Origin of the sequence: Providencia sp. JUb39, assembly GCF_012272845.1 — a bacterium.
GTDB classification, from domain to species: domain Bacteria; phylum Pseudomonadota; class Gammaproteobacteria; order Enterobacterales; family Enterobacteriaceae; genus Providencia; species Providencia lanzhouensis.
Genome location: NZ_JAAWXD020000001.1, coordinates 3,496,955 through 3,522,800, shown reverse-complemented (window position 1 = coordinate 3,522,800; position 25,846 = coordinate 3,496,955). Strand labels below are relative to the sequence as shown.

32 protein-coding genes are annotated in these 25,846 nt (G+C 43.9%); 17 read left to right on the top strand and 15 right to left on the bottom strand.

Annotation, left to right across the window (positions count from 1 at the left end; genetic code table 11):
* Positions 1 to 5 precede the first annotated feature (5 nt).
* The 4 genes from tldD (at position 6) to HFU86_RS16375 (ending at position 3,012) form a co-directional block, all read left to right on the top strand.
* Entirely contained in the window at positions 6 to 1,451 is a 1,446-nt protein-coding gene (tldD, locus tag HFU86_RS16390) for a metalloprotease TldD (protein WP_132496599.1), read from the top strand.
* 92 nt (positions 1,452 to 1,543) lie between these two features.
* The gene (locus tag HFU86_RS16385; RefSeq protein ID WP_187129667.1) at positions 1,544 to 2,065 is read left to right on the top strand and encodes a ribonuclease domain-containing protein; all 522 of its coding nucleotides are present in this window, start codon (positions 1,544 to 1,546) and stop codon (positions 2,063 to 2,065) included.
* A 13-nt stretch (positions 2,066 to 2,078) separates the two neighbouring features.
* The gene (locus tag HFU86_RS16380) at positions 2,079 to 2,387 is read left to right on the top strand and encodes a barstar family protein (protein ID WP_187129666.1); all 309 of its coding nucleotides are present in this window, start codon (positions 2,079 to 2,081) and stop codon (positions 2,385 to 2,387) included.
* 61 nt (positions 2,388 to 2,448) lie between these two features.
* Positions 2,449 to 3,012, top strand: coding sequence for an RBBP9/YdeN family alpha/beta hydrolase (locus tag HFU86_RS16375; RefSeq protein ID WP_132496596.1), 564 nt, complete (start codon positions 2,449 to 2,451; stop codon positions 3,010 to 3,012).
* 57 nt (positions 3,013 to 3,069) lie between these two features.
* On the opposite strand, the gene yjgA is transcribed toward HFU86_RS16375, so the two are convergent.
* Positions 3,070 to 3,615, bottom strand: coding sequence for a ribosome biogenesis factor YjgA (yjgA, locus tag HFU86_RS16370; RefSeq protein WP_036956102.1), 546 nt, complete (start codon positions 3,613 to 3,615; stop codon positions 3,070 to 3,072).
* A gap of 183 nt (positions 3,616 to 3,798) precedes the next feature.
* Between yjgA and pmbA the strand changes: the two genes are divergently transcribed.
* The gene (gene pmbA, locus HFU86_RS16365) at positions 3,799 to 5,139 is read left to right on the top strand and encodes a metalloprotease PmbA (protein ID WP_187129665.1); all 1,341 of its coding nucleotides are present in this window, start codon (positions 3,799 to 3,801) and stop codon (positions 5,137 to 5,139) included.
* Between the two features lie 134 nt (positions 5,140 to 5,273).
* Here the strand turns inward: pmbA and rnk are convergent, their stop codons facing one another.
* From rnk to kdsD, 11 genes are all read right to left on the bottom strand, one after another.
* Positions 5,274 to 5,684 carry a nucleoside diphosphate kinase regulator gene (gene rnk / locus HFU86_RS16360; protein ID WP_036956104.1) on the bottom strand — a complete coding sequence of 137 codons (411 nt, stop codon included), beginning with the start codon at positions 5,682 to 5,684 and terminating at the stop codon, positions 5,274 to 5,276.
* Between the two features lie 200 nt (positions 5,685 to 5,884).
* A complete protein-coding gene (gene npr, locus HFU86_RS16355; RefSeq protein WP_036956105.1) occupies positions 5,885 to 6,157 on the bottom strand; it encodes a PTS phosphocarrier protein NPr in 273 nt (90 codons plus the stop codon).
* Complete coding sequence (rapZ, locus tag HFU86_RS16350) at positions 6,154 to 7,008, bottom strand: RNase adapter RapZ (protein ID WP_036956106.1); 855 nt, start codon at positions 7,006 to 7,008, stop codon at positions 6,154 to 6,156. Before rapZ ends, npr begins: the two co-directional genes overlap by 4 nt.
* Before the next feature lie 180 nt (positions 7,009 to 7,188).
* Positions 7,189 to 7,656, bottom strand: a complete 468-nt coding sequence (gene ptsN, locus HFU86_RS16345; RefSeq protein WP_132496594.1) for a PTS IIA-like nitrogen regulatory protein PtsN — start codon at positions 7,654 to 7,656, stop codon at positions 7,189 to 7,191.
* 88 nt (positions 7,657 to 7,744) lie between these two features.
* Positions 7,745 to 8,032 (bottom strand): ribosome hibernation promoting factor, encoded by a 288-nt coding sequence (hpf, locus tag HFU86_RS16340; protein ID WP_036956108.1) that lies wholly within the window; start codon positions 8,030 to 8,032, stop codon positions 7,745 to 7,747.
* Positions 8,033 to 8,055: 23 nt separating this feature from the next.
* Positions 8,056 to 9,501 (bottom strand): RNA polymerase factor sigma-54, encoded by a 1,446-nt coding sequence (gene rpoN, locus HFU86_RS16335; protein ID WP_187129664.1) that lies wholly within the window; start codon positions 9,499 to 9,501, stop codon positions 8,056 to 8,058.
* A gap of 83 nt (positions 9,502 to 9,584) precedes the next feature.
* Positions 9,585 to 10,310, bottom strand: a complete 726-nt coding sequence (lptB, locus tag HFU86_RS16330) for an LPS export ABC transporter ATP-binding protein (protein ID WP_036956110.1) — start codon at positions 10,308 to 10,310, stop codon at positions 9,585 to 9,587.
* A 5-nt stretch (positions 10,311 to 10,315) separates the two neighbouring features.
* Positions 10,316 to 10,873, bottom strand: a complete 558-nt coding sequence (gene lptA, locus HFU86_RS16325; RefSeq protein WP_036956111.1) for a lipopolysaccharide ABC transporter substrate-binding protein LptA — start codon at positions 10,871 to 10,873, stop codon at positions 10,316 to 10,318.
* Positions 10,857 to 11,450 carry an LPS export ABC transporter periplasmic protein LptC gene (gene lptC, locus HFU86_RS16320; RefSeq protein ID WP_036956112.1) on the bottom strand — a complete coding sequence of 198 codons (594 nt, stop codon included), beginning with the start codon at positions 11,448 to 11,450 and terminating at the stop codon, positions 10,857 to 10,859. The genes lptA and lptC overlap by 17 nt, the downstream gene beginning before the upstream one ends.
* A 16-nt stretch (positions 11,451 to 11,466) precedes the next feature.
* Positions 11,467 to 12,027, bottom strand: coding sequence for a 3-deoxy-manno-octulosonate-8-phosphatase KdsC (gene kdsC / locus HFU86_RS16315; RefSeq protein WP_036956113.1), 561 nt, complete (start codon positions 12,025 to 12,027; stop codon positions 11,467 to 11,469).
* A gap of 27 nt (positions 12,028 to 12,054) precedes the next feature.
* Positions 12,055 to 13,023 carry an arabinose-5-phosphate isomerase KdsD gene (gene kdsD, locus HFU86_RS16310; protein WP_036956114.1) on the bottom strand — a complete coding sequence of 323 codons (969 nt, stop codon included), beginning with the start codon at positions 13,021 to 13,023 and terminating at the stop codon, positions 12,055 to 12,057.
* Positions 13,024 to 13,406: 383 nt separating this feature from the next.
* On the opposite strand from kdsD, the gene mlaF reads away from it, so the two are divergent.
* From mlaF to murA, 7 genes are all read left to right on the top strand, one after another.
* A complete protein-coding gene (gene mlaF / locus HFU86_RS16305) occupies positions 13,407 to 14,210 on the top strand; it encodes a phospholipid ABC transporter ATP-binding protein MlaF (protein WP_006659099.1) in 804 nt (267 codons plus the stop codon).
* A 6-nt stretch (positions 14,211 to 14,216) separates the two neighbouring features.
* Complete coding sequence (mlaE, locus tag HFU86_RS16300) at positions 14,217 to 14,999, top strand: lipid asymmetry maintenance ABC transporter permease subunit MlaE (protein ID WP_036956115.1); 783 nt, start codon at positions 14,217 to 14,219, stop codon at positions 14,997 to 14,999.
* A 3-nt stretch (positions 15,000 to 15,002) separates the two neighbouring features.
* Complete coding sequence (gene mlaD / locus HFU86_RS16295; protein ID WP_108478434.1) at positions 15,003 to 15,536, top strand: outer membrane lipid asymmetry maintenance protein MlaD; 534 nt, start codon at positions 15,003 to 15,005, stop codon at positions 15,534 to 15,536.
* Positions 15,537 to 15,571: 35 nt separating this feature from the next.
* Entirely contained in the window at positions 15,572 to 16,201 is a 630-nt protein-coding gene (mlaC, locus tag HFU86_RS16290; protein WP_036956117.1) for a phospholipid-binding protein MlaC, read from the top strand.
* Between the two features lies 1 nt (position 16,202).
* Entirely contained in the window at positions 16,203 to 16,493 is a 291-nt protein-coding gene (gene mlaB, locus HFU86_RS16285) for a lipid asymmetry maintenance protein MlaB (RefSeq protein ID WP_132496592.1), read from the top strand.
* Between the two features lie 137 nt (positions 16,494 to 16,630).
* Positions 16,631 to 16,885 carry a BolA family iron metabolism protein IbaG gene (gene ibaG, locus HFU86_RS16280; protein ID WP_036956119.1) on the top strand — a complete coding sequence of 85 codons (255 nt, stop codon included), beginning with the start codon at positions 16,631 to 16,633 and terminating at the stop codon, positions 16,883 to 16,885.
* 54 nt (positions 16,886 to 16,939) lie between these two features.
* Positions 16,940 to 18,202 (top strand): UDP-N-acetylglucosamine 1-carboxyvinyltransferase, encoded by a 1,263-nt coding sequence (murA, locus tag HFU86_RS16275; protein WP_036956120.1) that lies wholly within the window; start codon positions 16,940 to 16,942, stop codon positions 18,200 to 18,202.
* Positions 18,203 to 18,328: 126 nt separating this feature from the next.
* On the opposite strand, the gene degS is transcribed toward murA, so the two are convergent.
* The 3 genes from degS to zapG form a co-directional block, all read right to left on the bottom strand.
* Positions 18,329 to 19,393 (bottom strand): outer membrane-stress sensor serine endopeptidase DegS, encoded by a 1,065-nt coding sequence (gene degS / locus HFU86_RS16270; RefSeq protein WP_187129663.1) that lies wholly within the window; start codon positions 19,391 to 19,393, stop codon positions 18,329 to 18,331.
* Between the two features lie 131 nt (positions 19,394 to 19,524).
* Complete coding sequence (locus HFU86_RS16265) at positions 19,525 to 20,919, bottom strand: Do family serine endopeptidase (protein ID WP_036956406.1); 1,395 nt, start codon at positions 20,917 to 20,919, stop codon at positions 19,525 to 19,527.
* Positions 20,920 to 21,240: 321 nt separating this feature from the next.
* The gene (gene zapG, locus HFU86_RS16260) at positions 21,241 to 21,639 is read right to left on the bottom strand and encodes a Z-ring associated protein ZapG (RefSeq protein WP_036956122.1); all 399 of its coding nucleotides are present in this window, start codon (positions 21,637 to 21,639) and stop codon (positions 21,241 to 21,243) included.
* A gap of 249 nt (positions 21,640 to 21,888) precedes the next feature.
* On the opposite strand from zapG, the gene zapE reads away from it, so the two are divergent.
* The 5 genes from zapE to sspB all read left to right on the top strand — a co-directional run bounded on the left by zapE (position 21,889) and on the right by sspB (position 25,813).
* A complete protein-coding gene (gene zapE / locus HFU86_RS16255; RefSeq protein ID WP_132496591.1) occupies positions 21,889 to 23,019 on the top strand; it encodes a cell division protein ZapE in 1,131 nt (376 codons plus the stop codon).
* Between the two features lie 315 nt (positions 23,020 to 23,334).
* Positions 23,335 to 23,763: a 50S ribosomal protein L13 gene (gene rplM / locus HFU86_RS16250; RefSeq protein WP_006659112.1), complete on the top strand. Its 429-nt coding sequence runs from the start codon at positions 23,335 to 23,337 to the stop codon at positions 23,761 to 23,763.
* Between the two features lie 14 nt (positions 23,764 to 23,777).
* Positions 23,778 to 24,170, top strand: a complete 393-nt coding sequence (gene rpsI, locus HFU86_RS16245; RefSeq protein WP_004258235.1) for a 30S ribosomal protein S9 — start codon at positions 23,778 to 23,780, stop codon at positions 24,168 to 24,170.
* A 501-nt stretch (positions 24,171 to 24,671) separates the two neighbouring features.
* Positions 24,672 to 25,313, top strand: a complete 642-nt coding sequence (sspA, locus tag HFU86_RS16240; protein ID WP_036956125.1) for a stringent starvation protein SspA — start codon at positions 24,672 to 24,674, stop codon at positions 25,311 to 25,313.
* 5 nt (positions 25,314 to 25,318) lie between these two features.
* On the top strand, positions 25,319 to 25,813 hold the full coding sequence (gene sspB, locus HFU86_RS16235) for a ClpXP protease specificity-enhancing factor (protein ID WP_132496590.1): 495 nt from the start codon (positions 25,319 to 25,321) through the stop codon (positions 25,811 to 25,813).
* Positions 25,814 to 25,846 lie beyond the last annotated feature (33 nt).

Below are 25,846 nucleotides of genomic sequence, written 5' to 3'. Positions count from 1 at the left end.
CGAATATGAGTTTAGCTTCTGTCAGCGAACATTTGCTGGCTGCCAACGGTCTTGGTCAAGATAATCTGTATGATATTTTAGGGCTGCTATCTGAGCGCCGTGTTGATTATGGGGATCTCTTTTTTCAGTCTAGCTACCATGAATCATGGGTTTTAGAAGATCGAATCATTAAAGATGGCTCCTACAATATTGACCAAGGTGTTGGGGTTCGAGCGATTACGGGTGAAAAAACGGGTTTTGCCTATGCAGACCAAATTTCATTGCTGGCACTAACCCAAAGCGCCACTGCAGCCCGTAGTATCGTGACTGAACAAGGCTCTGGAAAGTCACAGATTTTAACCAATGTAGACTACAAAAAACTCTATTCTGAAGCGGATCCTTTGCGTAGCTTACCGCGTGAGCAGAAAATTGAATTGCTGCATCGCGTTGACCAAGTAGCGCGCGCTGAAGATCCTCGCGTGATTGAAGTGAATGCCAGCTTAACTGGCGTGTATGAGCAAGTGTTAGTCGCTGCCACCGATGGCACATTAGCAACGGATATTCGCCCTCTGGTGCGTTTATCGGTGAGTGTGCTGGTGGAACATGATGGCAAACGTGAACGCGGAGCAAGCGGCGGCGGCGGTCGTTATGGTTATGAATATTTCCTCGAAATCCATCAAGGGCAAGTACTCGCGGAGCAGTATGCCCGTGAAGCGGTACGCATGGCGTTAGTGAATTTATCGGCAGTTGCCGCACCTGCTGGCATGATGCCTGTAGTCTTAGGTGCAGGCTGGCCAGGCGTTCTACTTCATGAAGCAGTGGGGCATGGTCTAGAAGGTGACTTTAACCGTCGTGGCACCTCTGTTTTCTCAGGAAAAATGGGGGAGCAAGTCGCATCTTCCCTGTGTACCGTGGTGGATGATGGAACCATCGCAGGGCGTCGCGGTTCATTAGCGATTGATGATGAGGGGGTTCCTGGTCAATACAATGTATTGATTGAGAACGGAATTCTACGTAACTATATTCAAGATAAGCATAACGCGCGTTTAATGGGTGTGGCGCCAACTGGGAATGCGCGTCGTGAATCTTACGCTCATTTACCAATGCCTCGCATGACAAATACTTACATGTTAGCGGGTGAATCAACACCGGAAGAGATTATTGCCAGTGTTGAAAAAGGGTTGTATGCACCAAATTTTGGTGGTGGTCAGGTAGATATCACATCGGGTAAATTTGTGTTTTCAACCTCTGAAGCTTACTTAATTGAAAATGGTAAAATTACTTCACCAGTGAAGGGGGCGACCTTAATTGGTTCTGGCGTTGAAGCTATGCAGCAGATCTCCATGGTAGGTAATGACCTTGCGCTGGATAAAGGCGTGGGCGTTTGTGGTAAAGAAGGACAAAGCGTGCCAGTGGGTGTGGGGCAACCGACACTGAAACTCGATAAAATGACCGTGGGTGGCACCGCGTAATCACACGTTAAGATGGTCTTTTATTTTTCGCCCTAGTTACGAATGTGACTGGGGCGATTATTTATCCGCACAGCAAAAATAATTGAGGCGTTATGAATAAGCGTATTATTTCTTTAGTGTTAATGGCAATTTTGATTGCGATTAGCCTGTACTTTAAAGGTGGCGAGCAGGGCGTACCAGAACCATCTTCTGGTACACCATCAACCACACAAACTATATCAAGTACACAAAGCACACCGCCTTCCCGCGAAGCGATAACTCGGCGTGAAACGCCAAAAACGATTGATCAGCTGACCGCTCAGAACAATGTGGTCAGTTTTATGGAAAAATATCAAAAACTCCCCGCATTTTACATGACAAAAAAACAGGCAAGAGAAGCGGGTTGGGATGCTAAAAAAGGGAATTTATGTGAAGTTTTGCCCGGTAGAGCCATCGGTGGCGACCGCTTTTCTAACCGTGAAAAAGGCCTGCCTATTGCCGATGGGCGACAGTGGTTTGAAGCTGATATAAATTATCGTTGCGGGCATCGTGGTGCAGACCGTCTACTCTATTCCTCTGATGGAATGATCTTCGTTAGTACAGACCATTATAAAACGTTCCAACAAGTTAAATGATTGGGGGATAGCGATGAGCAAGACCGTCGTTTTTGATTTTCGTGAAATAGATAGCCTTGAGGAATTTTATCGGCAATTTCAGCAACAGTTCTCGCTTCCTAAATGGTTTGGCCATAATCTCGATGGGTTATGGGATGTGATTACTGGGGAAATAGAGTTACCCGTTACGCTGATTTTTAGCCATTTAAAGGCGGCTCAGCGTACGCAATTTTCATCGGTGATTGAATTGATGAATGAAGCAGAAGAAGAGCTGGATGAAGCGTTTATTTTTCTCATAGATATCACGAATAATGAGAATGATGCTTCACAAACCCCATGCTAGATTTGCGCAATGATTCTGCGTTTAGCCATTTTTTGTGGCGATTAATATTGAGGACGATTAAGTGGACGGTAAAAAAGTTATCATTGTTCATGGTTATACAGCATCACCGAATGATAATTGGTTTAACTGGTTAAAAGATGAATTAGAAGCGGTAGGGGCGACGGTTGATGTACCTGCATTACCAGAATCAAATTCTCCTGATCCGCAAAAATGGCAGCAATGTTTACTTGATGCCAATATTCAGTTTGATGAAAATACTATTTTAGTTGGGCACAGTTTAGGGTGCATTACGGTATTACGCTTTCTGGAAAATAATGTACCAGAAGGGGCTAAAATTGGTGGCTATGTGCTAGTTTCTGGGTTTGATCGTTCGCTGGATTCGTTGTCTGAGTTGGCTGATCATACTCAGTTTTCATTGGATTATAATAAGCTGATTGGCATAACGGATAAGCGAGCTTCGATTATCTCTTCCAATGATTGGGTCGTGGATCCTGACGCTTCAATTGAGTTAGCAAAAGCATTAAAAACCTCTGTCACGATGGTGGAAAGTGCTGGGCATTTTCTTGATAGAGAAGGCTATACTCGACTTCCTGCATTACTCAATCTTCTACGATTTTGGTATTAAAAAATCCCCCTATGTTTTTACCGCATAGGGGGATTTTTATTGAATAAAACAAGGAAATCAGTTGCTATCAGAAAGCTCTTTCAGATATTGGAAAATCTGGCGGAATGCTTTTGGTGGCTTATTTCCATCACGCTCTTTCTTCGCATTACGGACTAATGCACGCAGTTGCTGGCGATCAGTTTGTGGGAACAGCGCAACGACTTCTTCAATGACTTCATCGCCATCGGCTAATAAACGGTTACGCAGATCTTCCAGCTTGTGCAAAATGACAACTTGCTGGTTATGGCGGTTTTTCAGCTTATCGAGGGCTTCAGTGATCGGCTCAACTTCACGGGAACGTAGCAGTTTACCGATAAGTTGTAATTGACGACGACGACCTTCACGTTTAATTTTTTGCGCTAATTCAATAGCCTCAAGTAATTGAGTGTCTAATGGGATGCGCTCAAGCTCGCTTTTACTTAAATCAACAAGTTCCGCCCCCAGTTTTTTGAGGATCTCGGCATCGCGTTTAATTTCGCTTTTGCTGACCCAAATAATCTCATCGTCCTCATCATCTTGGGGCGCTGGGATATCATCCAGCCAATCTTCAGGCTGTTTGGCCATAGGGATTTTCCTTTTTACTAAACGCCGCCGTGTAATTACGAGTAATTAGCATGATTTACGGCGTTGTGAGTGTTAACATTTATAGATTAACTCTATTGTAACTGGGAAAACCCCCTTATGACTACCTGACATTGATATGTCGAGGTAGAAAATCACTTTTCCCCTCTTTATTGGACAAAATGCATGAGTGTTACTGAACAAGTTGCCGAACAACGTAAACAATTAGAACAAGCCGTCGCCCACGCATTGGAATTCGCCAAAAGCCGTTGTGATGGCGCTGAAGTTGCAGTCAATAAAAGTACCGGCATTAGCGTGAGCACGCGCCAAGGTGATGTGGAGAATGTGGAATTTAACAGTGATGGGGCGCTCGGGATCACGGTTTACCATAAACAACGCAAAGGTAGTGCATCTTCAACAGATTTAAGCGACGAAGCCATTGAGCGTACAGTTCAAGCCGCGATTGATATTGCGTCTTATACTTCTGAAGACCCGTGTGCAGGCCCTGCTGACAAATCATTACTGGCATTTGAAGCGCCGGATTTAAACCTATTCCAAGCTACAGAGCTTTCCCCTGAGGAAGCCATCAAGCTGGCATCAATTGCGGAAATGACCGCATTAAATGCAGATTCACGCATTGTGAATACGGAAGGCGGTAGCTTCAATGGACACTATGGTATCCGTGTCTTTGGTAACTCTCTAGGTCTATTAAAGAGCTACAGTTCTAGCCGTTATTCGATGTCGAGCTGCGTAATCGCCGAGCAAAATGGTGAAATGGAGCGCGATTATGCGTATACCATCGCACGCAGCATGCAGGCATTAAAATCCCCTGAGTGGGTAGGTCAAGAGTGTGCTCGTCGTACATTATCTCGCTTATCGCCACGTAAATTGCCAACCATGAAAGCTCCCGTTATTTTTGCCTCAGAAGTGGCGACGGGGTTATTTGGTCATTTAGTCGGTGCTATCAGTGGCAGCAGCATTTATCGTAAATCATCATTCTTAATGGATAGCCTTGGCAAACAAATTTTACCAAGCTGGTTAACTATTAATGAGCAGCCGCATTTGATGGGTGGTTTAGCCTCATCCCCATTTGACAGTGAAGGTGTACGTACTACTGAACGCAATATTGTGGAAAATGGCGTTCTGCAAACCTGGCTGATGACCAGTTATTCTGCGCGTAAACTGGGGCTGCAAAGCACGGGGCATGCGGGTGGGATCCATAACTGGCGTATTGAAGGGCAAGGCATATCATTTGATGCTTTATTGAAGCAAATGGGGACCGGCTTAGTGGTCACTGAGCTGATGGGACAGGGTGTGAGTGGAATTACGGGGGACTATTCCCGTGGGGCATCCGGTTTTTGGGTAGAAAATGGCGAAATTCAGTATCCTGTGAGCGAAATTACCATTGCAGGTAATTTGAAGGATATGTGGATGAACATGGTGACTATCGCCGATGATATCGAAACGCGCAGCAATATTCAGTGTGGTTCTGTGTTGATCCCTGAAATGAGTATTGCAGGGCAGTAAGTTCTAGTTGAACAATAAGCGCTAAATAGCAAAAAGGCACTCAATGAGTGCCTGAATACCGCCTGAAGACTAACGACAGTTTCTTGATGGAAACTTTTTTCGGCTAGTCTTCTTTCTCTTGTTGAGCATCGCAACTAGCGATGGAACTCGCCAGCCGCTTCAGGTTGATAAACAATCTCTAACACACGAACACGGGTTTCTACGCCGTTTGGCAGCGCCCAGCTAATTTCGTCGTTAACATGTAAACCTAATAAAGCTGCACCGATTGGCGCCATCACGGACAGTTGCTCTGCACTATCTTTGAGAGAGGCAGGGTAAACCAATGTGCGTGTGCGCTCTTCGTTACTGATTAAATCTAAGAAACGAATAGTGCTGTTCATTGTGACTACATCCGCAGGGATCTCTTGTGGAGATACGATATCTGCGCGGTCTAATTCGTCGTTTAGTGCTTCAGCAACAGGCGTACCCGCATAAGCGGCTTGCTCCATCAGGGCATCTAAGCGTTCTGCATCTAAATCATTGATAATAATTGTTGGCTTTGTCATACCACACTCCAATAGGGACGTACAAAGCAAACACCCCCCACCCAGAAGGCAGGGGGTGTTTGCTAGAAAATAGATTATATAAAATATTAGGCGCTATAGGCGTTAAAGGGAAGAGATCGGGATCACGAACTCGGTGCCTATGCGTGTAAAACCATGTATATCGCTCTGTTCGCTAAGATGTAATGACGCAATGAGTTGGACTACTCTTCGTCAAATCCACTTTCAAACAGTTTAATGATTGCGGATAACGCCAAATCTTCATCGGGTCCGCTAACCTCGATATCAATTTTACTACCTTGTTCCGAGTCTAACATCAACATCGCAATAACGCTATCCGCCTCGGCCTCAATTTGGCTGTCATTTTTTAAAATGACTCTAGAGTTAAATTGTTTAACTAAATCATAGAGAAGCATTGCTGGTCTGGCATGCATACCAAGACGGTTTTTTAGCGTAATCGTTGCTTTGACGGTCATTGCTTGCGTTTTTCCAACGTTCTGTGGCGTGACTGGACGTTTTTCCCTCGGGAACGGAAATAATCAGCCAGCTGTTCTGCCACATACACCGAACGGTGTTTCCCTCCCGTACAGCCGATGGCGACGGTGAGATAGCTGCGGTTATTGGTTTCTAACATCGGTAACCATAACTCTAAGTAACTACGAGTCTGGTAAATAAAGTTATGAACCTCGGTGTGTCTGTCCAAGAAGGCCGCAACGGGACGATCTAAACCGGTCATTGGGCGCAGTTTAGGATCCCAGTGTGGGTTTGGTAAAAAGCGCACATCGAAAACGTAGTCAGCATCAATTGGAATACCGTGTTTGAAACCGAAGGACTCAAACACCATGGTCAGCTCACGCTCGCGTTTGCCCATTAAGCGGGTTCTGAGCATTTCCGCTAATTCGTGCACTGACATTTCTGAGGTATCAATGACCAAGTCAGCGCGGGAGCGTAGCGGTTCTAATAGCTCGTTTTCTTCGTCGATGGCACTTTCTAAGGATAAATTTTTACTTGAAAGTGGGTGTAATCGACGAGTATCACTGTAACGACGAATTAATGTGTTGCGATCTGCATCCAGAAATAGCAGTTGTGGCGAGAAGGTTGATGGCAGTTTATCAATCGCTTCTTCGAACACTTCTGGATTGTCGGGCATATTACGCACGTCAATGCTCACGGCCGCAGAAATATTGCGATCGGCAAGTGAATTAGCCAATTCCGGCAGTAAGACTACCGGCAGGTTATCCACACAATAGAAACCCATATCTTCCAGCGCGCGTAGGGCAACGGATTTTCCCGAACCGGAACGGCCGCTGACAATCATCAGCACCATGAGCTAACTCCCTTCTGTCTCTTAAGGATTTATATCTTAATGATCGATTTCTCACTGATCACACATTTCTAATTGATCAAACACGTCTGACTATTTTGCATTTTGCGGTGTTTTACGATGCCGAATGAAAGAAATCATAACAATATCACTAGGTTGGCATCAACACATATCAGTTATTACTTACTCAATGATGATCTGGTATAACTCTTCGTCACTTTGCGCACTACGCAGACGCTTACAGAACGCTTTATCCGCTAATTTTTTAGCGATAAGAGACAACGTATGTAAGTGAGTTTTACATTGATCCGATGGAACAAGTAACGCAAAAAGCAGATCAACAGGTTGGTTATCAATCGCATCAAACGCAATGGGCTCTTCTAAATGCAAAAATACGCCAGCGGCGCGTGCACTTTCGCCTTCATTGAGTTTGCCATGAGGGATTGCAATTCCACCACCAATACCCGTGGTGCCAACTTTTTCTCTGGTTAGTAACGCTTCAAATACCGTATTTTCCGGTAATCCCAACTCGGCGGCCGCTAACTCACTAATAATTTCTAATGCTCTCTTCTTACTGGTGCAAACTAAATTATTACGTGTGCAACTGGCGGATAAAACATCGCTTAATTGGATTTCTATATCACTATTCATTTTATTATTCACTTAGGACTACAAAACCAGATGATGTATGCCACCATCTGGTTCAGAACATTAATCAGTCAATGACTGGATAAATGTATTAGTGTTGTCTCAGTTTTTCTTTATGTTTGGTTAATTGGCGTGACAGCTTATCAAGGAGTAAATCAAGTGCCGCGTACATATCGTCGTCTTCCGCTGATGCGTGAATTTCTGCGCCGTTGAGTTGCAGGGTGGCTTCAGCAATTTGCTGAACTTTTTCCACTTTCAGAACAACTTGGATACTGTTAATACGATCAAACAATTGCTCTAATTTCTTGAGTTTTTTCTCAACCGTTTCGCGCAATGCCGGTGTAACTTCAATATTGTGTCCAGTAATCTGAAATTCCATACAATCTTCCTTATATTATTGGGTTAAACCAACTGTTTACGTTGATTTGATGGCGGAATAGATAATGACTCACGATACTTAGCAACAGTTCGACGAGCAACTTGTATACCTTGCTCTGCCAGCATACTCGTCAATTTACTGTCACTCAATGGTTTTGCTGGGTTTTCCGCAGCAACCAGCTTCTTCACCAGCGCACGAATCGCAGTGGAGGAGGCTTCTCCTCCGGTGTCCGTGCTGACGTGACTGGAGAAAAAATACTTCAACTCAAAAATGCCTCGTGGACTATGCAGGAATTTTTGGGTTGTCACACGGGAGATAGTCGATTCATGCATGTCCACTTGATAGGCAATATCTGCCAAAATCATTGGTTTCATATACTCTTCGCCTAACTCAAAAAATTCTTGTTGTTGCTCAACAATACAGGTCGCCACTTTCAGTAATGTTTCATGGCGGCTCTCTAAGCTTTTAATCAGCCATTTCGCATCCTGCAAGTGACTGCGAATATATTGCGTGTCACTTTCGCTGGCTGAATCATTTGCCATTGAAGCATAATGATTATTGATGCTTAACTTAGGGATGCTATCTGTATTTAACTCAACTTGCCAGTGCCCACCGACTTTTTTCACCAGTACATCGGGAATAACATATTCCGATTCACCTGTATTGATTGACTGCCCTGGTTTGGGATTCAGTGTGAGGATCAGGTCAATTGCTGTTTTCAGCGCATCTTCTTTTAAGCGGGTCAGTTTGCTCAGTTGCCGAAAATCACGATTTGCCAGTAAATCAATATGATTGCTAATAATCAGTCTAGCTTCTTGCAGACCAATTGTCTCTTTTGGGTATAAAGAGAGCTGGATCAACAAACACTCTTTGAGATCCTGAGCTGCCACGCCTAATGGGTCAAAATGCTGGATACGTTTTAAAACGGCAACGACTTCTTCTAAGGTGATATCGGGGTCATCAATCCCTTCGTGGATCTCACTGATTGAGCTTGTGAGATAGCCTGAATCATCAATTGAATCGATAATCGAAGTCGCAATCGCGCGATCGGTATCGGTAAACGGGGTGAGATCCGCTTGCCAGATTAGATAATCTTGCAGTGTTTGGGTAGTTTCCCCTTGGTAAACAGGAAGTTCATCGAAGCTGTAGTCGTTGCTAGTGCCCGACGGGGTACCTGCTGTATAGATTTCATCCCAATCAGCATCTAGTGGAAGCTCATCGGGCATATCCGCGTTTTCAAGGGCATCTTTGGTATCGATTTCGCTGCTGTCAGTGTCGTTGCTTAGGTTATCTAAGTTTTCTTGCTCAGAGGATGACTCTTCTTGTTCAAGCAGAGGGTTGGTTTCAAGTGCGAGTTGAATTTCTTGTTGAAGCTCAAGTGTGGATAACTGCAACAGGCGGATGGCCTGTTGCAATTGAGGTGTCATTGCAAGTTGTTGACTGATTCTGAGCTGCAAACTTTGCTTCATGAATGTGCTTTATTCTCCATTACCACTTACACAACCAATGTCATGACAACCAACAAGACTTTCATTACAGACTAAGACCTTGGCTACAGTCTAAAGCCTTCACCCAAATAAACACGTTTCACTTGCTCGTTTTCAAGGATCATCTCTGGTGAGCCGTGAGCAATCAAGTGCCCTTGGCTGACAATGTAAGCACGCTCGCAAACATCGAGAGTTTCGCGGACGTTATGGTCGGTGATTAACACACCAAGTCCATAGTCACGCAAGTGTTGGATGATTTTTTTGATATCCAAAACGGAAATCGGGTCAACCCCTGCAAACGGCTCATCTAACAGGATAAATTTTGGATTAGCAGCAAGGGCGCGTGCAATTTCCACTCGACGACGCTCACCACCGGACAGTGACTGACCTACGCTATCACGCAGGTGAGTAATACTGAACTCCTCCATCAGCTCTTCAGCGCGCTCTTTGCGCTGTTCTGAGGTTAAGTCAGGGCGAATTTCTAACACGGCCATCAGGTTATCATACACACTGAGGCGGCGGAAAATAGATGCTTCTTGAGGAAGATAGCCAATGCCACGACGAGCGCGCTCATGCAGAGGAAGTAAGCTAATATCTTCCCCATCAATTAAAATTTTACCAGCATCCCGCTGAACAATGCCGACTACCATATAAAAAGTGGTCGTTTTACCCGCACCGTTAGGACCTAAGAGACCGACGATTTCCCCTGATTTCACTTCCAGGCTGACATCAGTGACTACGCTGCGTTTTTTATAGGATTTCGCCAGATTCTCTGCGGTTAGTGTTGCCATAACAATTATTTACTCTTACTTGTTGATGAACCCTGTGCTGCTGGGCCTTTCTCTTGTAACTGGGCTGGTAATAAGACAGTCGTCACGCGCTTGCCTTTATCGCTGAACGCTTCCATTTTTTGCGTTGGAACGACGTAAGTGATCTTATCGCCTTTGATATTACTATCGAGCTGCTCAAGGTAGGCATCACCCGTTAATGTCACCAGCTGCTGATCAACTTCATAACGTGCTTTGGATGCGTGACCTTTAATTGGTTTGCCATCGTCTTGTAACTGGAAGAAAGTCACTGGCGTACCAAATGCTTCAATGACGATTTTATCGGAATCGCTGCTTGGGCGAGTCACAACAACTTTGTTGGCACGAATATCAATGGAACCTTGCTTGATAACAACGTCATCAGTAAATGTGGTGATATTTTTTTCTAAATCAAGAGATTGCTTAACCGAATTAATGGTCATCGGTTGTTGGGTATCTGTTTTCAGTGCCATTGCCGGTAGGCTAAGAGCCAAAATTGCACTTGCAATAGCCCCTTGAATAAAACTTTTCTTAGTTACTTGATTCATTGTGTTGCTCTTTTGGTTGTAACTCATAGTGAGTTTTAACATCTTCAATTAATTCAGCGGTTCTTGTACGAAGGTTCCCCTTCATTTTTAAGCCCGTTGAATTTAGCCCGTGTCCGATAATGGTAACTTTATCGTCAGATGAAACATCTTGTGTGACTAGATTGACCACCGCATTATCTGTGGTAATGCGCTGGATTTGAGGCTCAGGAGTCAAACTGTCAACTTGAACATCGCTATACAGGTAGAGCACACGCTCTTTGGTTAATCTTGCCTTAATGGATTTCACCGTCCAAGTCGGCGTACCCGCATCGTTATAAGTGGTTAATACCGGATTGGTAAACCACGTGATTTTCCCATCGGTATAATTATCAACTTTGCTCGCGGCGAGTTTATAGGCTAAATCACCCGCTGGATTATAGACGAAAGTTACTGAATCATCAGTTTGATAATTGGGTTTCCCGTCATTGATTTCGGTTGTTAATGGTTTGGAGTCATCGTAAACCGAAAAGTTCCAACCAATTAGCCCCAATACAATGAGGGATAAAACAGTGATTAACCACTTTTTTGCGTTGCTCATGAATGATATCTGTTCTTTAAATCGACAAGCCTTTAGCTTCTTCCAGTTTATTTTGGGATAACAGAATAAGGTCGCAGAGTTCACGTACTGCCCCTTTTCCGCCACCAATATGTGTTACATAGTCTGCTTTAGGTAATAACAAAGGGTGTGCATCAGCAACCGCAACGGATAACCCAACTTTTGCCATCACGGGCCAGTCAATGAGGTCATCACCAATGTAAGCTGTTTGCTCTTCTGTTAGTTGTAGTTTATCTAACAGTTCGCGATACGCCAAAAGCTTATCGCTTTGTCCTTGGTAAAGATATGTAATACCTAACGTTTGGGCTCTGTCTTCCAGCAATTTAGCTTTGCGTCCGGTGATAATAGCGACTTCGATACCTGAGGTTAATAGGCAGCGAATGCCATACCCATCGCGGACATTAAAGGCTTTTAATTCTTCGCCATTATTCCCCATATAAATTAAACCGTCGGACATCACGCCATCGACATCACAGATAAGCAGTTTAATTTTGGTCGCTTTTTCTATCACAGAATTTGCTACAGACCCATAGCAAGTATTCTGATAATTAGGGTTCATTCTATTTCCTTTATGTATACTTTCGACTTATACCACACCCGCTTGCAGTAGGTCGTGCATATGGAGAACACCCACTAATTGGTCGCCATCTGCCACTAATAACGACGTGACATGGCGAGATTGCATCAGGTTCAGCGCTTCAACAGCTAGCATACCTGGCGCGACTCGAATACCGCCCGGCGTCATTAAATCGGCAATTTTGGCATTATTAAGGTCGATGCCCATATCAAAAATGCGGCGTAAATCCCCATCCGTGAATATCCCTTGAATATTCATATCGTCATCACAAATGACGGTCATACCCAGCTTTTTACGGGTAATTTCCACAAGGGCTTCGCGTAATGTGGCACTTTTCGGAATATGAGGGACATCGTCACCGGTACTCATTAAATCACGAACTAAGAGTAAAAGTTTGCGCCCAAGTGCGCCCCCTGGATGAGATAGTGCAAAATCATCTGCTGTAAAGCCGCGGGCGGTTAATAATGCAATGGCTAACGCATCACCCATCACTAATGTTGCCGTGGTACTTGTTGTTGGTGCCAAACCTAGCGGGCAGGCTTCTTGTGGTACTTTTATGCATAAGTGGATATCTGCATATTTGCCCATGTTACTGTCTGGATTATTGGTCATGCAGATCAGTGGGACTTTGATACGCTTTAACACTGGCAGTAGGGCTAAGATCTCTCCTGATTCACCAGAGTTCGAAATCGCTAATACAACGTCTTTATTGGAGATCATCCCTAAATCGCCATGGCTAGCTTCCCCAGGATGCACGAAAAATGAAGGCGTTCCTGTGCTGGCAAGCGTCGCCGCAATTTTCCGTCCAATATGCCCTGATTTCCCCATCCCCATAACGACCACTTTTCCCTGACAAGCAAAGATTTGCTGACAAGCAAGATCAAAGTCATGATTAATATATTGTTCTAGGTTTTTCAGACCTTCGCGTTCGATATGGAGAACTTCTTTACCTACTTTCTGAAAATCGATATTTGACATGTCTAATTCCATGTGTGTTTTCGGGTGAATCAAAAGTGTCGGTTGGATCCAAAGTTTCGGTTAGATCAAAAAAGAGAAATCGGATTGTATAACGAATACTTAGTATCAGTAAGTATTTTGTCTCTAAGCTTTTATGAATGTCATGGTTATGAGTCTTTATTAGCGATTTGAGCTCAAAAGAGCCTTTTAGGGATTAACCGCACCGATGCCCAAAAAAAATTTTTTTAATTCTCTTACCCTTATGGTTGGATATATAAATTTCTAAGAGCTATCTTCTATTAATTAGGTAAAATATTAGTTAATACTATTTGGTTTATGTTTCTGTAAAACCCTGAATTTATTTAGGTAGAATCATAGTTTGACCTATAACGAGCTATTAAACGATGCAAGCACAGACAGAGAACTTAATCGAAGTCAAAAACATGTCATTTACGCGGGGCAATAGGAAAATATTCGAAAATATTAACCTAACTGTGCCTCGTGGTAAAATTACTGCGATTATGGGGCCTTCAGGGATTGGTAAAACCACATTGCTCAGACTGATTGGCGGGCAACTGCGCCCAGAGGAAGGGGAAATCTGGTTTGATGGGGATAATATTCCTGCGCTGTCTCGTTCTAAGTTATACCAATCGCGTAAAAAAATGAGCATGTTATTCCAATCCGGTGCCTTGTTTACCGATATGGACGTTTTCAATAATGTGGCTTTCCCTTTGCGTGAGCACACGAATTTACCGGAGTCATTGATTCATACGACGGTGATGATGAAGTTAGAGGCGGTGGGGTTACGCGGAGCCGCAAAATTAATGCCATCAGAACTTTCAGGGGGAATGGCTCGCCGTGCGGCGCTGGCAAGAGCTATCGCTCTGGATCCTGACCTGATTATGTTTGATGAGCCGTTTGTGGGGCAAGACCCGATTACGATGGGAGTTTTGGTCAAACTGATTGACGAACTCAACCAAGCGTTAGGGGTAACCTGCGTGGTGGTTTCCCATGACGTTCCTGAAGTGCTAAGTATTGCCGATAAAGCGTATATTGTGGCACAGCAACATGTTATTGCGAAAGGAACTGGGGAAGAGTTACGCGAGAACCAAGATCCGCGCGTCAGACAGTTTATGGATGGAATTGCTGATGGTCCTGTGCCATTCCGCTTTCCTGCCAATGACTATTCGGCTGATTTATTAGGGTAAATGAACATGATAATTAAGGCGATTGCTGCCTTCGGACGTCGATGGATTGAAACATTTGCGGCTTTTGGTCGAGCAGGCTATTTATTATTTGGTGCACTATTTGGCAAACCTGAGTTTGGCAAGCAGTGGCCGCTGTTAGTTAAACAGCTTTATTCGGTAGGGGTTCAGTCTCTACTCATTGTGGCTGTGTCTGGTCTGTTTATCGGGATGGTGCTTGGCTTACAAGGTTATTTGGTACTGACGACGTTCAGTGCAGAAGCCAGCCTTGGCATGATGGTAGCGCTTTCGTTATTACGCGAGCTAGGACCTGTGGTCACTGCGCTGTTGTTTGCGGGACGAGCTGGCTCGGCATTAACCGCAGAAATTGGTTTGATGAAAGCTACTGAGCAGATTTCGAGTTTAGAAATGATGGCGGTGGATCCTCTGCGTCGTGTTGTCGCCCCAAGATTTTGGGCTGGGTTCATTAGCATGCCGTTGTTATCACTGATTTTTGTCGCCGTAGGTATTATTGGCGGGGCCATTGTTGGTGTGGATTGGAAAGGGATTGACCCCGGTTTCTTCTGGTCGTCCATGCAGTCCTCCGTCGAGTGGCGACTCGATTTAGTGAACTGTTTTATCAAGAGTTTAGTCTTTGCAATCACGGTAACGTGGATTGCACTATTTAATGGTTATGATGCGATTCCAACCTCGGAAGGAATTAGCCGTGCAACGACTAAAACTGTTGTGCATGCATCATTATCGGTTCTAGGGTTAGATTTCGTACTGACAGCACTGATGTTTGGGAACTAAGTCATGCAAAGTAAAAAAAGTGAAATATGGGTGGGTTGTTTTATGTTGCTGGCGATCGCCGCAATTGTGTTCCTCTGCTTAAAAGTGGCGGATTTACAATCGATTGGTAGTCAGTCAACTTACCGAGTTTCCGCCTCTTTTGAAAACGTGGGTGGCTTAAAAGTTGGCTCTCCAATCAAAGTCGGTGGCGTTGTCGTGGGACGGGTTGCGAATATTTCTTTAGATAAAAAGAACTATATTCCTGACGTTCAAATCGATTTACTCAGCGAATATGACAATATTCCTGATTCCAGCTCGCTATCAATTCGTACTTCAGGCCTGCTTGGTGAACAGTATATCGCCATGAATATCGGTCCTTATGATGAAGATATGGGGATTGCGATGTTAAAAGATGGCAGTCGTTTAGAAGACACCAAACCGGCAATGGTACTGGAAGATTTAATTGGTCAATTCTTGTATAAGAGTGGTGATAGCCAAGGTTCTGCAGCTGCGCCAGAGGCTCATGTTGCGGCACCGTCAGAGCCTGTTGCTCACTAAGTTGTAATTCCCTGTGAACTTAAAAGGAATGAATTATGTTTAAACGTTTAATAATGATAGCTATGTTAGTGGTTGCGCCATTTGCGATGGCGATTGACCAAACTAATCCTTATAAGCTTATGGAAGAAGCCGCAGCGAAAACTTTCGATCGCTTAAAAGCACAGCAGCCTCAAATCAAACAAAACCCAGATTACTTACGTACCATCGTGCGTGAAGAGTTACTGCCATATGTGCAAATTAAATATGCGGGCGCGTTGGTATTAGGGACTTATTATAAAGATGCTACCCCAGCGCAGCGCGATGCGTATTTTAAAGCATTTGAGTCTTATCTTGAGCAAGTTTACGGTCAAGCACTGGCAATGTATCACGGTCAAACGTACACCATCGCTCCTGAGCAGCCGATTGGCGACAAAAATATTGTCGCTATCCGTGTGACCATCAATGATACTAATGGTCGCCCTCCAGTACGTTTGGATTTCCAATGGCGTAAAAACAGTAAAACAGGTTACTGGCAGGCGTATGACATGATTGCAGAAGGCGTGAGTATGATTACCACCAAGCAAAATGAGTGGGGTGATATTCTGCGTAAGCAAGGTATTGATGGATTGACTGCTCAATTACAACGTAGTGCTCAGGTGCCGATTACGTTAGAAGAGAACAATTAAGATGAGTAGTCTGTTATCTTGGACGAAAAATAACAAAACATTGGCTTTTTCCGGTATTTTAAATCGCGATTCTCTGGTTGAATTTTGGGACAAGCGCCAAACACTATTGACCCAAGTTGAGCAAGTTGATGTTTCTGCTTTAACTCATGTGGATTCTACCGGACTGGCAATGCTAGTACGCTTAAAAGGTGAGTATCAGTCCCAACAAAGCCATTTTGGTATTGTTGGTGTGAGTGATAATTTGAATACCTTGATGGAATTGTACGGGGTAAAATCCCTGCTGATGGATTAAGTCAAGTTATGTAAAAAATAGCGCTTCTGAGTGTTTTTATACGCCAGAAGCGTTTTCTTTAGTTTAAGTGTTAAGCTGAATCCTTTAGGATAGATGGCTATATTTATTATCATAATTAATTACAAAATTGAGTCATTATGGATACCAACGAAATTAAACAAGTCTTAATGGAAAAGCTGTCACTGGATGAAGTGATAGTGAATGGCGATGGCAGTCATTTTCAAGTTATCGCTGTTGGCAGCCTTTTTGACGGCATGAGCCGTGTTAAACAGCAGCAAGCAGTCTATGCGCCGTTAATGGAATATATTGCGGACAATCGAATTCATGCGCTTTCAATTAAAGCTTATACCCCAGCGCAGTGGGAGCGTGATCGTAAGCTGAGCGGCCTATAAGTTTGAAAATGTAAGCGAACAGTTTGTAAAAATCTGACACACGAGAATACCAGAATGGATAAATTTTTAGTTAAAGGGCCAACCCGCTTAGAGGGCGAAGTCTCTATTTCAGGCGCTAAAAACGCCGCACTGCCAATCCTGTTCGCTGCTTTACTGGCTGAAGAGCCAGTTGAATTACAGAATGTCCCTAAATTGAAAGACATCGACACCACAATTAAGTTACTCAGCCAACTTGGCGTCAAAATCGAGCGTAATGGTTCGATTTTTGTTGATGCTAGCAATGTGACTGAATATTGTGCGCCGTATGATCTAGTAAAAACCATGCGTGCCTCTATTTGGGCATTAGCGCCGCTGGTTGCACGCTTTGGTCATGGTGAAGTTTCTCTACCGGGCGGTTGTGCCATTGGTGCTCGTCCAGTGGATTTACATATCAGCGGGTTAGAGAAGTTAGGTGCCAATATTGTCCTTGAAGATGGTTATGTTAAGGCAACGGTGAATGGTCGCCTGAAAGGCGCTGACATCGTGATGGACAAAGTAAGCGTTGGTGCCACTATCAGTATCATGACAGCCGCAGCGCTTGCTGAAGGAACCACTTCTATCGAGAACGCTGCTCGTGAACCTGAAATTGAAGATACTGCCAATTTCTTAAATGCGTTAGGTGCGAAAATCACTGGTGCAGGAACTGACCGTATTGTCATTGAAGGTGTGGCTCGTTTAGGTGGCGGTGTGTATCGCGTTCTGCCAGACCGTATTGAAACAGGCACATTCTTAATCGCTGCTGCGGTTTCTCGCGGTAAAGTGGTTTGCCGTAATGCACGCCCAGACACATTGGATGCGGTGCTAGCGAAATTACGTGAGGCTGGGGCTGATGTTCAAACGGGGGAAGATTGGATTAGCCTAGATATGCATGGTAAACGTCCAAAAGCGGTTACATTGCGTACAGCTCCACATCCTGGTTTCCCTACTGATATGCAAGCGCAATTTAGCCTATTAAACTTGGTGGCTGAAGGCACCGGTGTTATCACGGAAACCATTTTCGAAAACCGTTTTATGCATATTCCTGAGTTAATTCGTATGGGTGCGCACGCGGATATCGAAAGTAATACCGTTGTGTGTCATGGCGTTGAAAAGCTCACAGGTGCGCAAGTCATGGCAACAGATTTACGTGCGTCAGCAAGTTTAGTGATTGCAGGTTGTATCGCGGGTGGAACAACGACAGTTGACCGTATTTATCATATCGATCGTGGATATGAAAATATTGAAGCGAAATTAAATGCGTTAGGCGCTAATATTCAACGCGTTAAATCTGAAGACTAATTCCAGATTGCGTTGATATCATTGCAAAACAAGATTGCAGAAACAAAAAAGGTTGTTCTTTATCGGAACAACCTTTTTTTTCGGGCTTATTTTGAGTGGAAGATTTGACTGGGTGGAATTGAGGATTTAGTTCGCTTGCCCTTCAGGAAGTTCTTCAATCACGATATCGATGTTTTGTACATTACCATCACGTAAAATCTGAACGGGAATTTTTGTTCCGGGGCGAATTTCGGCGACATAATCCATCGTTTCTGCGGCAGAAACGGCAGGTTTTCCATCTAAGGATAAAATAACATCCCCTTGCTCAATGCCTGATTTTGCAGCAGGCCCATTGGCTGAAACTTGGAAAATCCTTAACCCTTGAATTTGATTGATATTATTTGTATTTGTGCGAATTTGCGGTAATTCACGAGCCGTAATGCCGATGTAGCCTCGCACGACACGACCATCACGGATCAGTTTTTCCATGATTTTGGTAGCTAGGGCGGTTGGAATAGCAAAACTCAATCCTTCGGAACTGACTCCTTGACCTGCGCTGAATGAAAGGGTGTTTATGCCAACCAATTCCCCTTCCGTGTTAATAAGGGCGCCACCGGAGTTACCCGAGTTAATCGAGGCATCGGTTTGCAGGAAATTTTGGCGACGTGTGGAGCTTAAACCGACACGTCCCGTCGCGCTTATAATCCCTTGGGTAACTGTTTGTCCAAGGTTATAAGGGTTTCCAATGGCTAAAACCACATCTCCAACATGGGTGATACGCTTAGTATTAATTGGGATAACGGGGAGATTTTCAGCCTCTATCTTCAAAACTGCGAGGTCGGTGAGGGGATCAGAGCCAACTAAAAGCGCATCGAAAATCGCACCATCTTGTAGGGCAACAAGGATTTGGTCAGGGTTATCCACCACATGTTTGTTAGTCACTATGTAGCCATTAGCGCTTAGTATCACCCCTGAGCCAAGAGATTGTAATTCCCGACCAGATTGGGAAAAACTCCCCTTAGAACTGCTATAGACATACACCACTGCAGGAGCAGCACGGCGTACGGCTTTGTTGTAGCTTACGGGCTCGCTATTGGTTTTCCCATACAGTAAATCAGCCAGCCCCTGTGGGCGCAATGAGGGGACTGCCACAATAATGATTGAGGCGGTGACCAATCCAAGCAGGACAGACACAAGTAGCTTTTTGACCATGTTAAAGGTTACCAAGTTCGCTATGGTGGAAATGACAGGCAGAGAGATGCATTGAGCATAACATAAAAAAACGGGTACAGCAGAGTGATACTGTACCCGTTTTATTGATTTATGTGCGGTAACTTAATGAATTAGTTTTTCATTAATAAGTAGAGCGTTTCACCGCCGCGCAGCACTTTCATCGCTAATACTGGTGGTTTGCTATCGATGATTTTGCGGAATTGGTCGATACTTTCTACGCGAGTGTCATTTACGCCAAAGATCAGGTCGCCTTTCGCTAAACCAACCGCAGCAGCCGGAGACTTAGGTGCTACGCTGTCCACTTGTACCCCTTTGGTATTGCTGACAACCGCATTGGAAATGGTGGCGCCTAATAAGGATTCACTCAGTTTTTCCGCGTTGGTTGCAGAGCCTTCATCGCTTTCTAGTACCACTTTCACTTCCATTGGTTTGCCTGAACGGATCAGACCAAGGGTGATTTCTTTGCCTAATTGGCTGGTACCAATTTTAGCTCTTAATTCAGCGAAGCTATTAATGCGTTTACCATCAACAGAGACTAAAACGTCACCCGATTTGATGCCTGCTTTTGCGGCTGATGATTTTGGAATCACTTCACTGACAAAAGCGCCACGCTGAGCATCGATATTGAAGGCTTTAGCGATATCAGAGTTCATCTCTGTACCTTTAATACCTAAAATTCCGCGTTTAACTTCACCGTGTTTAATCAGCTGCTCACTCAGGCTTTTCGCCATGTTGCTTGGGATAGCAAAGCCGATGCCAATATTTCCGCCACCCGGTGCTAAAATTGCGGTGTTAATCCCAATCAGCTCACCGTTTAAGTTAACCAGTGCGCCACCAGAGTTACCTCGGTTGATTGAGGCATCGGTCTGGATAAAGTTTTCTAAGCCTTCCAGATTTAATCCACTACGACCTAACGCAGAGATAATCCCAGATGTGGCAGTTTGTCCTAAACCGAATGGGTTACCAACAGCGACAGCAAAATCACCAACACGCAGTTTATCGGAGTCCGCAATAGAAACCGCGGTGAGGTTTTTAATATCTTTTGCATTGCTGATTTTTAACAGGGCAATGTCAGTTTGTGGATCTTTACCAATCAGTTTAACGTCAATTTCACGACCGTCATTGAGCTGAATTTGGATTTTGTCGGCACCATCAATAACGTGATTATTGGTTAAAACATAACCTTGTGTCGCATCGATGATGACACCAGAACCTAAACCTTCAAATGGGCGCACGCTTTGTTGTTGTGAAGGTGCATTTGGACCAAAGAAGAATTTCAGTTCTTCAGGAATCTGTTGATTTTGTACGCGGGTGCCTGAAACATGGATATTCACGACGGCAGGCAGCACTTTTTCCAGCATTGGCGCTAAGCTTGGCATGTTTTGGCTTTGTGCGGTTGCAGGTAATGTGGCCGGTAAGGCGGCGCTGCTGATTGCTGGGATCGTGGACAGGGTTAAACCTAAACTCATTGCGACTGCTGTCAGAAAGAAATTTTTTCTTTTCATCATTCCGTAGATTCTCTCAATAGAAAATATCAGCTCATATGAATGGTACCTATAAACGGTACACTAAGGTCATATGGGCGGAGGTATTTTGGGGTCTCAAATAATATTTTACTGATGACTATGACCACGGATTATGCGGAAAAGTTCCCTATGCGGATAGTACTTATCCACAATTTTACATCCATTTACATGATGTTTAGGTGAAACGCTAACTTCTATACAGTAGCTAAACTAACTATAAGATTTTATTCGGAATTGGAATGATACAGCGAGGGGAATAACACCACCAGTAACGGGCGCTACTGGTGGCATAATCAAAAATTACTTCTCTTTTTCATCGAGAGGGCGGAACAGCCCTGAAGCACCTTCAGAGTAATCTCTCGGTGGCATTTTAACCGGTGCTTGGTCATTATCGGCTTCAGATTCAGTTAAACGATAATGGAATGGGTTATCTTGCATATCCGGCATTAACTCGGAAGAGCTTTGCGCCATGTGTTGATACAGTTGGCGATAGTCGCGTGCCATTTTATCCAATAACTCTGCGCTGCGAGCAAAATGGCTAACGAGTTCTTTACGATACTCTTCCAGCTCAGTGCTTTTTTTGTCTAATTCAGCCTGTGCTGTTTTTTGTTGACGAAGTTTTGGATTGCCATAACGCACAACCAATGCGCCGATGATAAAGCCAACAACTAATCCTATTAGTGCATACTCCCAAGTCATGCTAACTCCTTCGTTTACTTCAATCAAAATTCACAGAAAATGGTCGCCAAAATTTAGCTCGATTACCCTAACTATACCTGCTAATAGCAAATCTGTTAATGCTAAAGAGTGGAATAATAAAGCGAAATTCCTTACTCTATGCCGAATAGTTAATCGAAAGTTAAATGCTAACAGAATCTGGTTATAATAAAGGCAGTGTATATCATATAACGGTAAAAAAAACCGAAAATTTTAAGGATCACTGAGTTGATGTCACCGATGACCCCTACCATGCGTTACCAACAAGCTCTTGAGCAAGGCAATTACCAGCCGGATGACGTACAAAAACAAGCCGTAGAGCGATTAGACAAGATTTATCAGCAAATTTGCAGCGCTACGCCTTGCTTCCCAAATGAAAAACCAAACGGTCTAAAACAGCGCTTTGGGCGATTGTTAGGGAAATCATCCACAAAAACCTGTGAGCCAGTTCAGGGGTTATATATGTGGGGGGGCGTAGGTCGCGGTAAAACATGGTTGATGGATATGTTCTACGACAGTCTACCGGGAGAACGCAAATTGCGTTTACACTTTCATCGCTTTATGAAGAAAGTGCAGGAAGACTTAATGGCGCTGCAAGGACAGGAAAATCCACTCGACATTATCGCTGATGAATTTAAAAAACAGACGGATATTTTGTGTTTTGATGAGTTTTTTGTCTCGGACATTACCGATGCGATGATTCTAGGAACCTTATTAGAAGGGCTCTTTGCGCGAGGCATCACGTTAGTCGCGACATCCAACATCATCCCTGACAACCTTTATCGCAACGGTTTGCAACGCGCTCGCTTTTTGCCAGCCATCGAACAAATAAAAAAATATTGCGATGTAATGAATGTGGATGCGGGGATTGACTATCGCTTGCGTACGCTGACTCAAGCGCATCTATTTTTATCGCCAATAAACGAACAAAATCGCCATCATTTAGATGAAGTGTTTGTAAAACTGGCAGGTAAAGAAGGGCAACAAAACCCGGTATTAGAAGTTAACCATCGGAAAATGCAGGCAATTCGCTCCGCGGAAGGAGTATTGGCAATCAGCTTTAAGGTTTTATGTGAAGAGCCTCGCAGCCAAAACGACTATATCTACCTCTCAAATTGTTATCATACGGTATTGCTCTATGACGTCCCTGTGATGGGGCTTAAAGATGAAAATCCTGCCAGACGTTTTCTCGCGCTTATTGATGAGTTCTATGAACGTAAGGTAAAATTGATGATCAATGCACAGGTGCCGATGGATTCACTTTATCAAGGGCAACTTTTGGCGTTTGAATATCAGCGCTGCCTTTCTCGCTTGCAAGAAATGCAAAGTGAAGAATATTTGAAAATCCCGCATTTATCATAGAAGCCAAAGAGGAAATGGGCCCCAAGGACGTCGTTTTCTCTTTGGATTTATGCGTGCTTTTTGAACAGGCGACACTAATTATTTATTTGAACGTAAAAAAAATGCATTTGGGGTCGATTTTTGTTGCTGACTTCTCTATAATCTTGCGACCCCACGTTACGGCGTTGTTTTTTATTTCCCAAAAAATAACGCATTAATGCCAGCTAGGCTGCTCGAAGGGGTGGGTTTGCTGGACAATGAGTCGCGTGAACCTCGCTATATTTTACGAACATGAGTGTTCACACAACGTGTAACTTCAATATTGGGTAAGTTTTAATGAAAACTTTTACAGCTAAACCAGAGACCGTAAAACGCGACTGGTATGTTGTTGATGCAGATGGCAAAACTTTAGGCCGTCTTGCAACTGAAATTGCTAGCCGTCTGCGCGGTAAGCATAAAGCGGAATATACTCCGCACGTGGATACTGGTGATTACATCATCGTTCTGAATGCAGAAAAAATTGCTGTTACCGGCAAAAAACGCGAAGACAAAATCTACTATCGCCACACTGGCCATATTGGTGGAATCAAGCAAGCAACTTTCGAAGAGATGATTGCTCGTAGTCCTGAGCGTGTGCTTGAAATCGCGGTTAAAGGCATGTTGCCAAAAGGACCTCTGGGTCGTGCAATGTACCGTAAACTGAAAGTTTACGCAGGTAATGAGCACAACCACGCGGCACAACAACCGCAAGTTCTTGACATTTAATCGGGATTATAGCAATGGCTGAAAATCAATACTACGGCACTGGTCGCCGCAAAAGCTCATCTGCTCGTGTCTTTATTAAGCCGGGTAGCGGTAACATCACAATCAATCAACGTACACTGGAACAATACTTTGGTCGCGAAACTGCGCGCATGGTAGTTCGTCAGCCGTTAGAACTGGTTGAAATGTTAGAAAAACTGGACCTGTACATCACTGTTAAAGGTGGTGGTATCTCTGGTCAGGCAGGCGCAATCCGTCACGGTATTACACGTGCACTGATGGCTTATGACGAGACTCTTCGTTCTGATCTGCGTAAAGCTGGTTTCGTTACCCGTGATGCGCGTTCTGTTGAACGTAAGAAAGTGGGTCTGCGTAAAGCACGTCGTCGTCCACAGTTCTCCAAACGTTAATTTATTGCCTTCTGGGCATAAAATTGATGAAAAAGCCCGTCTTTATGGCGGGTTTTTTATTGCCTAAAATAAATCAAATATTGAGCCAGTCTTATTTAATTAAAATAAAGACAGACAGAAGACATTATTTTATTATTCCACTCTATTATCGTGTCATATCTCAAATGCAGTAAAAATATAACTCATCAACAATGGAGTTAACTTTAAGGTTTTAATGTTTAATTATTTAAAATTTAAGGTTAATGGCACTGATTTTGATGAATTTATTCCTCTCTAATAAAATTAACCGATGATTTTCTCTAGGTTAGCCCCCTAAGCTGTACAAAATCTGTTAGACTATGTCCCAGTTTTTTATTTGATTATTTCTCGCTTTCATGAAGCGAGAGGGTTGTGCTGACTTTCAAACTGGATCTTGAAGGTTAAGTACATGGGATTTTAAAAATGAAAATAATGAATTAATCCTTATTTAAGGATCATTATTTTTATCATTTGGAGGTTTTAATGGCTGTTGCTCCTAATAAACGTTCGGTAATGACACTGTTTTCAGGCCCAACTGATATTTTTAGCCATCAAGTACGTATTGTGCTTGCTGAAAAAGGTGTTAGCGTTGAGATTGAACATGTCGAACCTGGTCATATGCCTCAAGACCTTATTGATCTTAACCCATATCAAAGTGTTCCAACGCTAGTGGATCGTGACCTGACTTTGTATGATCCAGATATCATTATGGAATACCTCGATGAGCGCTTTCCTCATCCACCGTTAATGCCTGTTTACCCAGTGGCTCGTGGTACTAGCCGTCAGCTGATGCATCGCATTCGCAGAGACTGGTACTCATTGATGGCTAAAATCGAGAAGGGCACAGCACAAGAAGCAGATGCAGCTCGTCGCCAATTAGCGGAAGAACTGATTGCAGTTTCACCTGTGCTGGCTGAAATGCCATTCTTTATGAGTGATGAATTCAGCTTAGTTGATTGCTATTTAGCACCGCTATTATGGCGCTTACCTGTTTTAGGTATCGAATTAAAGCCTGCAATCAGCAAACATTTACAGATGTACATGCAGCGTGTATTTGAGCGCGATGCATTTTTAGCATCATTAACTGAATTAGAGCGTGAAATGCGCCTGTCAGCACGAGGCTAAGTCGGATGATGGAAATGGCACCAATGACACCACGTCGCCCTTATCTGCTGCGCGCCCACTATGAGTGGTTGCTGGATAACGATATGACTCCGCATTTGGTGGTTGATGTCACTCTTCCCATGGTGAATGTTCCAATGGAATTTGCGCGTGATGGGCAAATTGTTTTAAATGTTGCCCCGCGTGCAGTGGGTAACTTTGAAATTACCAACGAAGAAGTGCGGTTTAATGCGCGATTCGGCGGTGTACCTCGTCAGGTATATGTTCCAATGGCGGCTATCATGGCGGTATATGCCCGTGAAAATGGCGCTGGTATGATGTTTGAACCTGAAGCAGCTTATGATGAGCACTTTGATGGGGAAGACAATACGACTGATGAAGCACTGTCTGACAACATCGTATTGGTTCATGATGAAGCAACTCAAACTGAAGAGCCTTCATTCCCAGACGATGAGCCACCAAGACCACCGAAAGGTCGTCCAGCGTTACGGGTTGTGAAATAAGCACAAATCGTGGCAGCTAAGATTGATACAGCA

Excerpts from the sequence above, each read along its gene's own strand:
- tldD (WP_132496599.1), top strand. The coding sequence starts at position 6 with ATGAGTTTAGCTTCTGTCAGCGAACATTTGCTGGCTGCCAACGGTCTT.
- HFU86_RS16385 (WP_187129667.1), top strand. The coding sequence starts at position 1,544 with ATGAATAAGCGTATTATTTCTTTAGTGTTAATGGCAATTTTGATTGCG.
- HFU86_RS16380 (WP_187129666.1), top strand. The coding sequence starts at position 2,079 with ATGAGCAAGACCGTCGTTTTTGATTTTCGTGAAATAGATAGCCTTGAG.
- yjgA (WP_036956102.1), bottom strand. The coding sequence starts at position 3,615 with ATGGCCAAACAGCCTGAAGATTGGCTGGATGATATCCCAGCGCCCCAA.
- pmbA (WP_187129665.1), top strand. The coding sequence starts at position 3,799 with ATGAGTGTTACTGAACAAGTTGCCGAACAACGTAAACAATTAGAACAA.
- rnk (WP_036956104.1), bottom strand. The coding sequence starts at position 5,684 with ATGACAAAGCCAACAATTATTATCAATGATTTAGATGCAGAACGCTTA.
- npr (WP_036956105.1), bottom strand. The coding sequence starts at position 6,157 with ATGACCGTCAAAGCAACGATTACGCTAAAAAACCGTCTTGGTATGCAT.
- rapZ (WP_036956106.1), bottom strand. The coding sequence starts at position 7,008 with ATGGTGCTGATGATTGTCAGCGGCCGTTCCGGTTCGGGAAAATCCGTT.
- ptsN (WP_132496594.1), bottom strand. The coding sequence starts at position 7,656 with ATGAATAGTGATATAGAAATCCAATTAAGCGATGTTTTATCCGCCAGT.
- hpf (WP_036956108.1), bottom strand. The coding sequence starts at position 8,032 with ATGGAATTTCAGATTACTGGACACAATATTGAAGTTACACCGGCATTG.
- rpoN (WP_187129664.1), bottom strand. The coding sequence starts at position 9,501 with ATGAAGCAAAGTTTGCAGCTCAGAATCAGTCAACAACTTGCAATGACA.
- lptB (WP_036956110.1), bottom strand. The coding sequence starts at position 10,310 with ATGGCAACACTAACCGCAGAGAATCTGGCGAAATCCTATAAAAAACGC.
- lptA (WP_036956111.1), bottom strand. The coding sequence starts at position 10,873 with ATGAATCAAGTAACTAAGAAAAGTTTTATTCAAGGGGCTATTGCAAGT.
- lptC (WP_036956112.1), bottom strand. The coding sequence starts at position 11,450 with ATGAGCAACGCAAAAAAGTGGTTAATCACTGTTTTATCCCTCATTGTA.
- kdsC (WP_036956113.1), bottom strand. The coding sequence starts at position 12,027 with ATGAACCCTAATTATCAGAATACTTGCTATGGGTCTGTAGCAAATTCT.
- kdsD (WP_036956114.1), bottom strand. The coding sequence starts at position 13,023 with ATGTCAAATATCGATTTTCAGAAAGTAGGTAAAGAAGTTCTCCATATC.
- mlaF (WP_006659099.1), top strand. The coding sequence starts at position 13,407 with ATGCAAGCACAGACAGAGAACTTAATCGAAGTCAAAAACATGTCATTT.
- mlaE (WP_036956115.1), top strand. The coding sequence starts at position 14,217 with ATGATAATTAAGGCGATTGCTGCCTTCGGACGTCGATGGATTGAAACA.
- mlaD (WP_108478434.1), top strand. The coding sequence starts at position 15,003 with ATGCAAAGTAAAAAAAGTGAAATATGGGTGGGTTGTTTTATGTTGCTG.
- mlaC (WP_036956117.1), top strand. The coding sequence starts at position 15,572 with ATGTTTAAACGTTTAATAATGATAGCTATGTTAGTGGTTGCGCCATTT.
- mlaB (WP_132496592.1), top strand. The coding sequence starts at position 16,203 with ATGAGTAGTCTGTTATCTTGGACGAAAAATAACAAAACATTGGCTTTT.
- ibaG (WP_036956119.1), top strand. The coding sequence starts at position 16,631 with ATGGATACCAACGAAATTAAACAAGTCTTAATGGAAAAGCTGTCACTG.
- murA (WP_036956120.1), top strand. The coding sequence starts at position 16,940 with ATGGATAAATTTTTAGTTAAAGGGCCAACCCGCTTAGAGGGCGAAGTC.
- degS (WP_187129663.1), bottom strand. The coding sequence starts at position 19,393 with ATGGTCAAAAAGCTACTTGTGTCTGTCCTGCTTGGATTGGTCACCGCC.
- HFU86_RS16265 (WP_036956406.1), bottom strand. The coding sequence starts at position 20,919 with ATGAAAAGAAAAAATTTCTTTCTGACAGCAGTCGCAATGAGTTTAGGT.
- zapG (WP_036956122.1), bottom strand. The coding sequence starts at position 21,639 with ATGACTTGGGAGTATGCACTAATAGGATTAGTTGTTGGCTTTATCATC.
- zapE (WP_132496591.1), top strand. The coding sequence starts at position 21,889 with ATGTCACCGATGACCCCTACCATGCGTTACCAACAAGCTCTTGAGCAA.
- rplM (WP_006659112.1), top strand. The coding sequence starts at position 23,335 with ATGAAAACTTTTACAGCTAAACCAGAGACCGTAAAACGCGACTGGTAT.
- rpsI (WP_004258235.1), top strand. The coding sequence starts at position 23,778 with ATGGCTGAAAATCAATACTACGGCACTGGTCGCCGCAAAAGCTCATCT.
- sspA (WP_036956125.1), top strand. The coding sequence starts at position 24,672 with ATGGCTGTTGCTCCTAATAAACGTTCGGTAATGACACTGTTTTCAGGC.
- sspB (WP_132496590.1), top strand. The coding sequence starts at position 25,319 with ATGATGGAAATGGCACCAATGACACCACGTCGCCCTTATCTGCTGCGC.